This window comes from Escherichia sp. WS2035 (assembly GCF_046487065.1).
Lineage (GTDB): Bacteria > Pseudomonadota > Gammaproteobacteria > Enterobacterales > Enterobacteriaceae > Escherichia > Escherichia coli.
Genome location: NZ_JBJQKD010000006.1, coordinates 148,241 through 160,137, shown reverse-complemented (window position 1 = coordinate 160,137; position 11,897 = coordinate 148,241). Strand labels below are relative to the sequence as shown.

Genomic DNA, 11,897 nt, shown 5'->3' with positions numbered 1-11,897 from the left:
TAATTATCCCTCCATCATCGCTAAAAATTAATATCTCTTCAGATGAACGGTGTTTTTAATTTCAAAACGCTAACAAAAGTTAATTAACTATTATGTCACCCACATTATGTGTATTTTTACCCACAAATGGGTAGATCAGATTAATCTATAAACCTAATAATACCTGCCCTGAGAACAAAAAACAGACCGATAAATATCAATAAGATAACAGCAAACAAAACATTAACATCTGCGCTGTACAAACTATAAACCCATCGCCAGAGAGTCTTTCTCTCTGAAAAAGCCGCTTATCACAGTGCATAAATTTGCCGCTGCTTTAATCAGCCAATATTCACTGTGAGGTATTTGCTCAAGCCGGTAACGACCAAACGGATATTTAGTCAGGCTCTGAAAACAGTTCATACAAAACAGAACGTGACTGTGATCTATTCAGCAAAAATTTAAATAGGATTATCGCGAGGGTTCACACATGTTATTTACTATCCAACTTATCATAATACTGATATGTCTGTTTTATGGTGCCAGAAAGGGTGGTATCGCGCTGGGTTTATTAGGCGGTATCGGTCTGGTCATTCTGGTCTTCGTCTTCCACCTTCAGCCAGGTAAACCACCGGTTGATGTCATGCTGGTTATCATTGCGGTGGTGGCGGCATCGGCGACCTTGCAAGCTTCGGGCGGTCTTGATGTCATGCTGCAAATTGCCGAGAAGCTGCTGCGTCGCAACCCGAAATATGTCTCAATTGTCGCGCCGTTTGTGACCTGTACGCTGACCATTCTTTGCGGTACGGGTCATGTGGTTTACACCATTCTGCCGATCATCTACGACGTTGCTATTAAGAACAACATCCGTCCGGAACGTCCGATGGCGGCAAGTTCTATCGGTGCACAGATGGGGATTATCGCCAGTCCGGTGTCGGTTGCGGTCGTATCTCTGGTTGCGATGCTGGGTAATGTCACCTTTGATGGTCGCCATCTTGAGTTCCTCGACCTGCTGGCAATCACCATTCCATCGACGTTAATCGGTATCCTGGCGATCGGTATCTTCAGCTGGTTCCGCGGTAAAGATCTGGATAAAGACGAAGAGTTCCAGAAATTCATCTCCGTACCGGAAAACCGTGAGTATGTTTACGGTGATACCGCGACGCTGCTGGATAAAAAACTGCCGAAAAGCAACTGGCTGGCAATGTGGATCTTCCTCGGGGCAATCGCTGTAGTCGCCCTTCTTGGTGCTGATTCGGACCTGCGTCCATCCTTCGGCGGCAAACCGCTGTCGATGGTACTGGTTATTCAGATGTTTATGCTGCTGACCGGGGCGCTGATTATTATCCTGACCAAAACCAATCCCGCGTCTATCTCAAAAAACGAAGTCTTCCGTTCCGGTATGATCGCCATCGTGGCGGTGTACGGTATCGCATGGATGGCTGAAACCATGTTCGGTGCGCATATGTCTGAAATTCAGGGCGTACTGGGTGAAATGGTGAAAGAGTATCCGTGGGCCTATGCCATTGTTCTGCTGCTGGTTTCCAAGTTTGTAAACTCTCAGGCTGCGGCGCTGGCGGCGATTGTTCCGGTCGCGCTGGCGATCGGCGTTGATCCGGCATACATCGTGGCTTCAGCACCGGCTTGCTACGGTTATTACATCCTGCCGACTTATCCGAGCGATCTGGCAGCGATTCAGTTTGACCGTTCCGGCACCACCCACATCGGTCGCTTCGTCATCAACCACAGCTTTATTCTGCCGGGGTTGATTGGTGTGAGCGTATCGTGCGTCTTCGGCTGGATCTTCGCCGCGATGTACGGGTTCTTATAAATGCACTTTGCGTGCCGCCCGTAACTACGCGGCACGCCATTTTCGAATAACAAATACAGAGTTACAGGCTGGAAGCTATGTCAAACAAACCCTTTATCTACCAGGCACCTTTCCCGATGGGGAAAGACAATACCGAATATTATCTACTCACTTCCGATTACGTTAGCGTTGCCGACTTCGACGGCGAAACCATCCTGAAAGTGGAACCAGAAGCCCTGACCCTGCTGGCGCAGCAAGCCTTTCACGATGCTTCTTTCATGCTCCGCCCGGCACACCAGAAACAGGTTGCGGCTATTCTTCACGATCCAGAAGCCAGCGAAAACGACAAGTACGTGGCGCTGCAATTCTTAAGAAACTCCGAAATCGCCGCCAAAGGCGTGCTGCCGACCTGCCAGGATACCGGCACCGCGATCATCGTCGGTAAAAAAGGTCAGCGCGTGTGGACCGGTGGCGGTGATGAAGAAGCACTGTCGAAAGGCGTCTATAACACCTATATCGAAGATAACCTGCGCTATTCACAGAACGCGCCGCTGGACATGTATAAAGAGGTCAACACCGGCACGAACCTGCCTGCGCAAATCGACCTGTACGCGGTAGATGGCGATGAGTACAAATTCCTCTGTGTCGCTAAAGGCGGCGGCTCTGCCAACAAAACGTATCTCTACCAGGAAACCAAAGCCCTGCTGACGCCCGGCAAACTGAAAAACTTCCTCGTCGAGAAAATGCGTACCCTCGGTACTGCAGCCTGCCCGCCGTACCATATCGCGTTTGTGATTGGCGGTACGTCTGCGGAAACCAACCTGAAAACCGTCAAGTTAGCAAGCGCTCACTATTACGATGAACTGCCGACGGAAGGGAACGAACATGGTCAGGCGTTCCGCGATATCCAGCTGGAACAGGAACTGCTGGAAGAGGCACAGAAACTCGGTCTTGGCGCGCAGTTTGGCGGTAAATACTTCGCGCACGACATCCGCGTTATCCGTCTGCCACGTCACGGCGCATCCTGCCCGGTAGGCATGGGAGTCTCCTGCTCCGCTGACCGTAACATTAAAGCGAAAATCAACCGCGAAGGTATCTGGATCGAAAAACTGGAACACAACCCAGGCCAGTACATTCCACAAGAACTGCGTCAGGCAGGTGAAGGCGAAGCAGTGAAAGTCGACCTTAACCGCCCGATGAAAGAGATCCTTGCCCAGCTTTCGCAATACCCGGTATCCACCCGCTTGTCGCTCACCGGCACCATTATCGTGGGTCGCGATATTGCACACGCCAAGCTGAAAGAGCTGATTGACGCCGGTAAAGAACTGCCGCAGTACATCAAAGATCACCCGATCTACTACGCGGGTCCGGCGAAAACGCCTGCCGGTTATCCATCAGGTTCACTTGGCCCAACCACCGCAGGTCGTATGGACTCCTACGTGGATCTGCTGCAATCCCACGGCGGCAGCATGATCATGCTGGCGAAAGGTAACCGCAGTCAGCAGGTTACCGACGCGTGCCATAAACACGGCGGCTTCTACCTCGGTAGTATCGGCGGTCCGGCGGCAGTACTGGCGCAGCAGAGCATCAAGCATCTGGAATGCGTCGCTTATCCGGAGCTGGGTATGGAAGCTATCTGGAAAATCGAAGTAGAAGATTTCCCGGCGTTTATCCTGGTCGATGACAAAGGTAACGACTTCTTCCAGCAGATCGTCAACAAACAGTGCGCGAACTGCACTAAGTAACCTCTTCGGCCCAGCGCCTGGCAGCATGCTGCCAGGTGATCCCCCTGGGCCACCTCTTTTGCGATTGTAATTTCACGCTTGCTGGTGAATAGTCAGTATTTTCCCTGACTTGCGAACTCACCATGACCCGCACACTCAAGCCGTTAATTCTTAACACTGGCGCACTGGCGCTAACGTTAATCCTGATTTATACCGGCATTTCGGCCCATGACAAACTCACCTGGCTGATGGAAGTGACACCGGTGATTATTGTCGTGCCGCTACTGCTTGCCACCGCTAAACGTTATCCGTTAACGCCGCTGCTTTATACGCTCATTTTCTTTCACGCCATCATCCTGATGGTCGGCGGGCAATACACCTACGCGAAAGTCCCCGTTGGTTTTGAGGTGCAGGAATGGCTGGGGTTGAGCCGTAATCCGTATGACAAACTGGGACATTTTTTCCAGGGGCTGGTGCCTGCACTGGTGGCACGAGAGATCCTTGTACGCGGGATGTACGTTCGCGGACGTAAGATGGTGGCGTTTCTGGTCTGCTGCGTGGCGCTGGCGATAAGCGCGATGTATGAATTAATCGAGTGGTTGGCAGCGCTGGCAATGGGCCAGGGAGCTGATGATTTTCTCGGCACCCAGGGCGACCAGTGGGACACGCAATCCGATATGTTCTGCGCGCTGCTTGGCGCATTAACGACGGTGATATTCCTCGCTCGCTTTCATTGCCGCCAGCTACGGCGCTTTGGCTTAATCACCAGAGCGCCGGAAGCGATTACCCCTTAACGGTGCAACCAGCCTGGCAGCCAGTCGCCGTGGGCGGCAATCAGGTCGTCAACAAGAGCATATATTTCGTCAATGCCCAGCACGGCGGCAGTATGCGGGTCCATCATCGCGGCGTGGTAAACACGGTCGCGATTTTCCGTAAGAATAGCTTCTGTCAGCAGCGTCTGTACGTTGATGTTGGTTTGCATCAGGGCGGCCAGATGCGAAGGTAGCGTACCGGCTTTGGTCGGCTGAATGCCATTAGCATCAACCAGACAGGCCACTTCCACGCAACATCCTTGTGGCAGGTTATCAATCAAACCATCGTTACGGACATTGCCATAAATCACACTCGGCTCGCCAGTCCAGATAGCGTTCATGATTGTGCTGGCATATTCCCGTGACGGTTTAATATCAATCCGGGAGGCGTTTTTATAATCCTCCAGCTCTTTATGCCAGTTCGCCAGCTGCTCGACGCAGCGTTTCGGGTACTCATCCAGCGGTACTTTATAACGCTCAATCAAATCCTCACGACCTGGCTTAATAAACCACGGTGTGTACTCAGCAAAATGTTCTGACGATTCTGTGACGAAGTAGCCCAGCTTTTTGAACATTTCGTAACGCACAATATTCTGGCAGCGAGTATTACCATGAATATTTGGCTTCGGTGCCTGCCCTGCTTCATAAGCCGCCAGCAATTCAGGATAGAGATTCACGTAGCTACCGTCTGCGGTTTTACGCTCCAGTTCCAGGTAAAACGCCATATGGTTGATACCTGCGCAACGGTAACGCAGCGTAGCCGGATCGATATTGAGGTCACGCGCCAGCTCTTCCGCCGTTCCCTGCACCGAATGGCACAGCCCTACCTGCTTGATATGCGGATAGCGTGCATACATCGCCCAGGTATTCATCGCCATTGGGTTAACGTAGTTGAGCATGGTGGCATCGGGGCAGACTTCCGTCATGTCCTCGCAAATCTGCCACAGGTGCGGAATGGTACGTAGCGCACGCATAATGCCGCCCGGCCCCAGCGTATCGGCAATGGTTTGTTCCAGACCATGCCGCTTACAGACCTCGAAATCAGTCACCGTGCAAGGTTCATAACCGCCAATCTGAAATGCCACCACCACAAAATCAGCATCCTGTAAGGCTTCTTTCTGTTGGGTGTGGCAGGTGATTTTGCCGCTGGCCCCTGCTGAATCCATCAACTTGCGCACCACAATGTGTGACTCTTCCAGGCGGGTGGGATCGATATCCATCAGGGCAATATGCGCCGTTTTCAGCGCCTCACGATGGAACACATCACCAAGAATATTTTTAACGAAAATCGTCGAACCAGCGCCGATAAATGTAATTTTAGGTGCAGACATCATGCAGATCTCCTGGCTTGCTTGAATGACTTCATCATGGCAGGCGAATCTGCAGAAAACCTCCGGCTTCCAGGTTGAGCATTCCCATAAACTCATATCCTAAGTGGCACATCAATAGATCTGAGTTTATGGGAATAAATTACCTGAAAAGCTGAATAATCGACCCCAATCTTCTCATCCGCTCTCCTCGCACCTCCAGGGAGAGGAATAAAACCGTGCGCCTATTCGCAGTCATCCTCCCTCACTCCTGCCATAATTCTGATATTCCAGGAAAGAGAGTCATCCATGAATACAGATACGTTTATGTGCAGCAGCGACGAAAAGCAGACCCGTAGCCCACTGTCGCTGTATTCAGAATACCAGCGGATGGAAATTGAGTTTCGCGCACCGCATATCATGCCCACCAGCCACTGGCATGGTCAGGTCGAAGTGAATGTGCCTTTCGATGGCGATGTGGAATACCTGATCAACAATGAAAAAGTGAATATCAATCAGGGTCATATCACGCTGTTCTGGGCCTGTACACCGCACCAACTAACAGATACCGGAACCTGTCAGAGCATGGCGATTCTTAATCTGCCGATGCATCTGTTTCTCTCCTGGCCGCTGGATAAAGACCTGATTAACCACGTTACTCACGGCATGGTGATCAAATCACTGGCGACACAGCAACTTAGCCCGTTTGAAGTGCGCCGCTGGCAGCAGGAATTAAACAGTCCGAACGAGCAAATTCGCCAGCTCGCCATTGATGAAATTGGCCTGATGCTCAAGCGATTTAGCCTCTCTGGCTGGGAACCGATTCTGGTCAATAAAACCTCGCGCACACACAAAAACAGTGTCTCGCGCCATGCGCAATTTTATGTCAGCCAGATGCTGGGCTTTATTGCCGAAAACTATGATCAGGCGCTGACCATCAACGATGTGGCTGAGCACGTCAAACTTAACGCCAACTATGCAATGGGGATATTCCAGCGGGTCATGCAATTGACGATGAAACAGTACATAACCGCGATGCGCATCAACCACGTTCGCGCATTACTGAGCGATACCGATAAAAGTATTCTCGATATTGCCCTGACGGCAGGCTTTCGTTCGAGTAGCCGTTTTTACAGCACGTTCGGCAAATATGTCGGCATGTCGCCGCAACAATACCGCAAACTTAGCCAACAGCGCCGCCAGACGTTTCCCGGCTAAAGACGATATCAGTATCAGCCAAAAAAATAGTTTAGCCGTCGATAATAAGCAGTGAAAATAATTTAAAATAATCACATAACATATTGTTTATAAAAATAAATATTTCAAAAATGTTTGTTTTTCACGCGCTTTACAGCCCGAAAAGGCCGGAAGATACTTGCCCGCAACGAAGATTCCTTCATAACCGGGTAAGCAATGATGAAAGTATTAATTGTTGAAAGCGAGTTTCTCCATCAAGACACCTGGGTCGGTAACGCCGTTGAGCGTCTGGCAGATGCTTTAAGCCAGCAAAATGTTACCGTGATTAAATCCACCTCCTTTGATGATGGTTTTGCCATTCTCTCTTCAAACGAAGCCATTGACTGCCTGATGTTCAGCTATCAAATGGAACATCCGGACGAACATCAAAACGTCAGACAATTGATCGGTAAGCTTCATGAGCGCCAACAAAACGTGCCGGTCTTCCTGTTGGGCGATCGGGAAAAAGCCCTCGCCGCAATGGATCGCGACCTGCTGGAGCTTGTCGATGAATTCGCCTGGATTCTGGAAGATACCGCCGACTTTATCGCCGGACGCGCCGTTGCCGCGATGACCCGCTACCGCCAGCAGCTATTGCCGCCACTGTTCAGCGCGCTGATGAAATATAGCGACATCCATGAATATTCCTGGGCAGCGCCAGGCCACCAGGGCGGCGTTGGTTTTACCAAAACACCCGCCGGACGTTTCTACCATGACTACTATGGTGAAAATCTGTTCCGCACCGACATGGGCATCGAACGCACTTCCCTCGGTTCTTTGCTTGACCATACTGGCGCATTTGGCGAAAGCGAAAAATATGCCGCACGCGTATTTGGTGCCGATCGCTCCTGGTCGGTAGTCGTCGGTACTTCCGGCTCTAACCGCACCATCATGCAGGCTTGCATGACCGATAACGATGTCGTGGTCGTTGACCGTAACTGCCATAAATCCATCGAACAAGGCTTGATGCTGACAGGTGCGAAACCGGTCTACATGGTGCCAAGCCGCAACCGCTACGGCATTATCGGGCCAATCTATCCGCAGGAAATGCAACCTGAAACCTTGCAGAAGAAAATCAATGAAAGCCCGCTGACTAAAGACAAAGCCGGGCAAAAACCGTCTTACTGCGTGGTGACCAACTGTACCTATGACGGCGTGTGTTATAACGCTAAAGAAGCGCAGGATCTGCTGGAAAAAACCTCCGATCGTCTGCACTTTGACGAAGCCTGGTACGGCTATACACGTTTCAACCCGATCTATGCCGATCACTATGCCATGCGCGGCGAACCTGGCGATCACAACGGTCCTACCGTTTTCGCCACCCACTCCACCCACAAACTGCTGAATGCGCTGTCACAGGCCTCTTATATTCATGTACGTGAAGGTCGTGGGGCGATTAACTTCTCCCGCTTCAACCAGGCCTACATGATGCATGCCACCACCTCCCCGCTGTATGCCATCTGCGCATCCAACGACGTGGCGGTGTCGATGATGGACGGCAACAGCGGCCTGTCACTGACCCAGGAAGTGATCGACGAAGCGGTTGATTTCCGTCAGGCGATGGCGCGGCTATATAAAGAGTTCACCGCTGACGGTAGCTGGTTCTTCAAACCGTGGAACAAAGAAGTCGTCACCGACCCACAAACCGGCAAAACCTATGACTTTGCTGACGCACCAACCAAACTGCTGACCACCGTTCAGGACTGCTGGGTCATGCATCCGGGCGAAAGCTGGCACGGCTTCAAAGATATTCCGGATAACTGGAGTATGCTCGACCCGATTAAAGTCAGCATCCTTGCTCCGGGAATGGGTGAAGATGGTGAACTGGAAGAAACCGGTGTTCCGGCGGCGCTGGTCACAGCCTGGCTTGGTCGCCACGGCATTGTGCCTACCCGTACCACTGACTTCCAGATTATGTTCCTGTTCTCTATGGGCGTGACCCGTGGGAAATGGGGAACTCTGGTTAACACCCTTTGCTCCTTCAAACGCCACTATGACGCCAACACACCGCTGGCGCAGGTGATGCCGGAACTTGTTGAACAATATCCTGACACTTACGCGAACATGGGGATTCACGATCTGGGTGACACCATGTTTGCCTGGCTGAAAGAAAACAACCCTGGCGCACGGTTGAATGAAGCCTATTCCGGCCTACCGGTGGCGGAAATCACCCCGCGTGAAGCGTACAACGCGATTGTCGACAACAATGTCGAACTGGTATCCATTGAAAATCTGCCAGGACGTATCGCGGCAAACTCAGTTATCCCGTATCCGCCAGGAATCCCGATGCTGCTGTCTGGTGAAAACTTCGGCGATAAAAACAGTCCGCAAGTAAGTTATTTACGCTCGCTGCAATCCTGGGATCATCATTTCCCTGGATTTGAACACGAAACAGAAGGGACAGAAATTATTGACGGTATTTACCACGTTATGTGTGTGAAAGCGTAACCACTATTCCGCTGAAGGCGTAATTGTTAAATAACATTACGCCGCCTGGCTTGAGGCCTTTTAAGTATGGCAACGTTTTCATAAAAATTGCTGCAAACAAAAAATGTCATGCTTTTTGCGCGGTCCCACCCCGCGCTTTTTTTTGCCTGTTATTTATCCTTTTCTTAGCCTGTAAAAAAATATGTACATGAGAAATTACTATAAAAATTTGTAATATTAGTAAAACTCGTTATTTTTATGCATGTTTATATTCATCATACAATTATATAACCATTTCCCGGTATCGCTTCGCTTTAGCGAGAACTGGTCTTTTATTCGCACTCAGGAGTACATGTATGAGGATTTGCAGCGACCAACCTTGTATTGTTTTATTGACTGAAAAAGATGTCTGGATAAGGGTGAATGGGAAAGAACCTATTAGCCTTAAAGCTAACCATATGGCGTTATTAAATTGTGAAAATAATATTATCGACGTCTCCTCTCTTAATAACACTTTGGTTGCTCATATTAGTCACGACATCATCAAAGATTACCTCCGGTTTCTGAATAAAGATCTCTCGCAAATACCAGTATGGCAACGTAGCGCTACGCCCATCCTCACCCTTCCATGCCTGACGCCAGACGTCTTTCGCGTTGCCGCGCAACATAGCATGATGCCCGCTGAAACTGAGTCAGAAAAGGAACGAACACGTGCATTATTATTCACTGTGCTATCCCGTTTTCTCGACAGTAAAAAATTCCTTTCACTAATGATGTATATGTTACGTAATTGTGTAAGTGACAGCGTTTATCAAATTATTGAAAGCGATATCCACAAAGACTGGAATCTTAGTATGGTAGCCAGTTGTTTATGTCTTAGCCCAAGTCTGTTAAAGAAAAAGCTGAAAAGCGAAAACACCAGTTATAGCCAAATAATCACCACCTGCCGCATGCGCTATGCCGTAAATGAATTAATGATGGACGGTAAAAATATCTCTCAGGTATCACAGTCCTGCGGCTACAACAGTACGTCGTACTTTATTTCTGTCTTTAAAGACTTCTACGGTATGACGCCTCTGCATTATGTTAGTCAGCACAGAGAACGCACTGTCGCCTGATTTTTAACCTTAACGAAGAGCTATATTAATAACGGCATCAGCGATAACCCGGTCGATAATAATTCAACTATCGAATGCAGGCGTATGATATGACGTAATTTATTGTCACGAAGCTCGCCTTCGCAGGAGTTTAATTATGTCTTCGGATGCTGATGCTCACAAAGTGGGCTTAATCCCCGTCACCCTGATGGTGTCGGGGAATATTATGGGGTCAGGTGTTTTTCTGTTACCTGCAAACCTGGCCTCCACTGGCGGGATTGCCATTTATGGATGGTTGGTGACGATTATCGGTGCGCTGGGGCTCTCGATGGTATACGCCAAAATGTCGTTCCTCGACCCAAGTCCTGGTGGTTCTTACGCTTACGCCCGCCGCTGCTTTGGGCCGTTTCTCGGTTATCAAACCAACGTCCTCTACTGGCTGGCCTGCTGGATCGGCAATATCGCCATGGTGGTCATTGGCGTAGGATATTTAAGTTACTTCTTCCCGATTCTGAAAGATCCATTGGTATTAACCATCACCTGCGTCGTGGTGCTGTGGATCTTCGTCCTGCTGAACATTGTCGGTCCGAAAATGATCACCCGCGTACAGGCCGTTGCTACCGTGCTGGCGCTGATCCCCATCGTCGGGATTGCCGTATTTGGCTGGTTCTGGTTCCGTGGTGAAACCTATATGGCGGCATGGAACGTCAGCGGCCTGGGCACCTTCGGTGCGATTCAAAGTACCCTTAACGTTACGCTGTGGTCGTTCATCGGTGTGGAAAGTGCCTCCGTTGCCGCAGGTGTGGTGAAAAACCCGAAACGCAACGTCCCTATCGCCACCATTGGCGGGGTATTGATTGCTGCCGTTTGCTATGTACTTTCTACCACCGCGATTATGGGGATGATCCCTAATGCCGCACTGCGCGTTTCTGCTTCGCCATTCGGTGATGCCGCACGGATGGCGTTGGGTGACACCGCCGGGGCCATTGTTTCCTTCTGCGCAGCTGCGGGTTGCTTAGGTTCACTGGGCGGCTGGACGTTGCTGGCAGGTCAAACGGCGAAAGCCGCTGCCGATGACGGACTGTTCCCACCGATTTTTGCCCGTGTAAATAAAGCGGGCACGCCAGTGGCGGGGCTGATTATCGTCGGTATTTTGATGACCATCTTCCAGCTCAGTAGCATTTCGCCAAACGCGACCAAAGAATTCGGTCTGGTTTCTTCCGTGTCGGTCATCTTTACACTGGTGCCATATCTTTACACCTGTGCGGCGTTACTGCTGCTCGGCCACGGTCACTTTGGTAAAGCGCGCCCGGCATACCTGGCAGTTACTACCATTGCCTTCCTCTACTGCATCTGGGCCGTAGTAGGGTCCGGCGCGAAAGAGGTTATGTGGTCATTTGTCACTCTGATGGTAATCACCGCCATGTATGCGCTGAATTACAACCGGCTGCATAAAAACCCGTATCCCTTAGATGCACCAATAAGCAAAGATTAATTCCCCTTAA

At 50.3% G+C, this 11,897-nt stretch carries 8 protein-coding genes; 7 read left to right on the top strand and 1 reads right to left on the bottom strand.

Annotated elements, in window-relative coordinates; translation table 11 throughout:
* Positions 1 to 469: 469 nt before the first annotated feature.
* The 3 genes from dcuB (at position 470) to ACJHX4_RS12375 (ending at position 4,307) form a co-directional block, all read left to right on the top strand.
* Positions 470 to 1,810, top strand: coding sequence for an anaerobic C4-dicarboxylate transporter DcuB (gene dcuB / locus ACJHX4_RS12385; RefSeq protein WP_000899522.1), 1,341 nt, complete (start codon positions 470 to 472; stop codon positions 1,808 to 1,810).
* 77 nt (positions 1,811 to 1,887) lie between these two features.
* Positions 1,888 to 3,534, top strand: coding sequence for a class I fumarate hydratase (gene fumB / locus ACJHX4_RS12380; RefSeq protein ID WP_000066701.1), 1,647 nt, complete (start codon positions 1,888 to 1,890; stop codon positions 3,532 to 3,534).
* 122 nt (positions 3,535 to 3,656) lie between these two features.
* A complete protein-coding gene (locus ACJHX4_RS12375) occupies positions 3,657 to 4,307 on the top strand; it encodes a DUF2238 domain-containing protein (protein ID WP_000198736.1) in 651 nt (216 codons plus the stop codon).
* Here the strand turns inward: ACJHX4_RS12375 and melA are convergent.
* Entirely contained in the window at positions 4,304 to 5,659 is a 1,356-nt protein-coding gene (melA, locus tag ACJHX4_RS12370; RefSeq protein WP_000986617.1) for an alpha-galactosidase, read from the bottom strand. The two genes, ACJHX4_RS12375 and melA, sit on opposite strands and share 4 nt — an antisense overlap.
* Positions 5,660 to 5,917: 258 nt before the next feature.
* Here melA and melR point away from each other — a divergent pair, with 258 nt between their 5' ends.
* The 4 genes from melR (at position 5,918) to adiC (ending at position 11,887) form a co-directional block, all read left to right on the top strand.
* Complete coding sequence (gene melR / locus ACJHX4_RS12365) at positions 5,918 to 6,850, top strand: transcriptional regulator MelR (protein WP_256286339.1); 933 nt, start codon at positions 5,918 to 5,920, stop codon at positions 6,848 to 6,850.
* Positions 6,851 to 7,048: 198 nt separating this feature from the next.
* A complete protein-coding gene (gene adiA, locus ACJHX4_RS12360; protein WP_247773296.1) occupies positions 7,049 to 9,316 on the top strand; it encodes an arginine decarboxylase in 2,268 nt (755 codons plus the stop codon).
* Positions 9,317 to 9,651: 335 nt separating this feature from the next.
* On the top strand, positions 9,652 to 10,413 hold the full coding sequence (adiY, locus tag ACJHX4_RS12355) for a DNA-binding transcriptional activator AdiY (RefSeq protein ID WP_001217059.1): 762 nt from the start codon (positions 9,652 to 9,654) through the stop codon (positions 10,411 to 10,413).
* A gap of 136 nt (positions 10,414 to 10,549) precedes the next feature.
* Entirely contained in the window at positions 10,550 to 11,887 is a 1,338-nt protein-coding gene (adiC, locus tag ACJHX4_RS12350; RefSeq protein WP_000093154.1) for an arginine/agmatine antiporter, read from the top strand.
* The last annotated feature ends 10 nt before the right edge of the window (positions 11,888 to 11,897 follow it).

Excerpts from the sequence above, each read along its gene's own strand:
- dcuB (WP_000899522.1), top strand. The coding sequence starts at position 470 with ATGTTATTTACTATCCAACTTATCATAATACTGATATGTCTGTTTTAT.
- fumB (WP_000066701.1), top strand. The coding sequence starts at position 1,888 with ATGTCAAACAAACCCTTTATCTACCAGGCACCTTTCCCGATGGGGAAA.
- ACJHX4_RS12375 (WP_000198736.1), top strand. The coding sequence starts at position 3,657 with ATGACCCGCACACTCAAGCCGTTAATTCTTAACACTGGCGCACTGGCG.
- melA (WP_000986617.1), bottom strand. The coding sequence starts at position 5,659 with ATGATGTCTGCACCTAAAATTACATTTATCGGCGCTGGTTCGACGATT.
- adiA (WP_247773296.1), top strand. The coding sequence starts at position 7,049 with ATGAAAGTATTAATTGTTGAAAGCGAGTTTCTCCATCAAGACACCTGG.
- adiY (WP_001217059.1), top strand. The coding sequence starts at position 9,652 with ATGAGGATTTGCAGCGACCAACCTTGTATTGTTTTATTGACTGAAAAA.
- adiC (WP_000093154.1), top strand. The coding sequence starts at position 10,550 with ATGTCTTCGGATGCTGATGCTCACAAAGTGGGCTTAATCCCCGTCACC.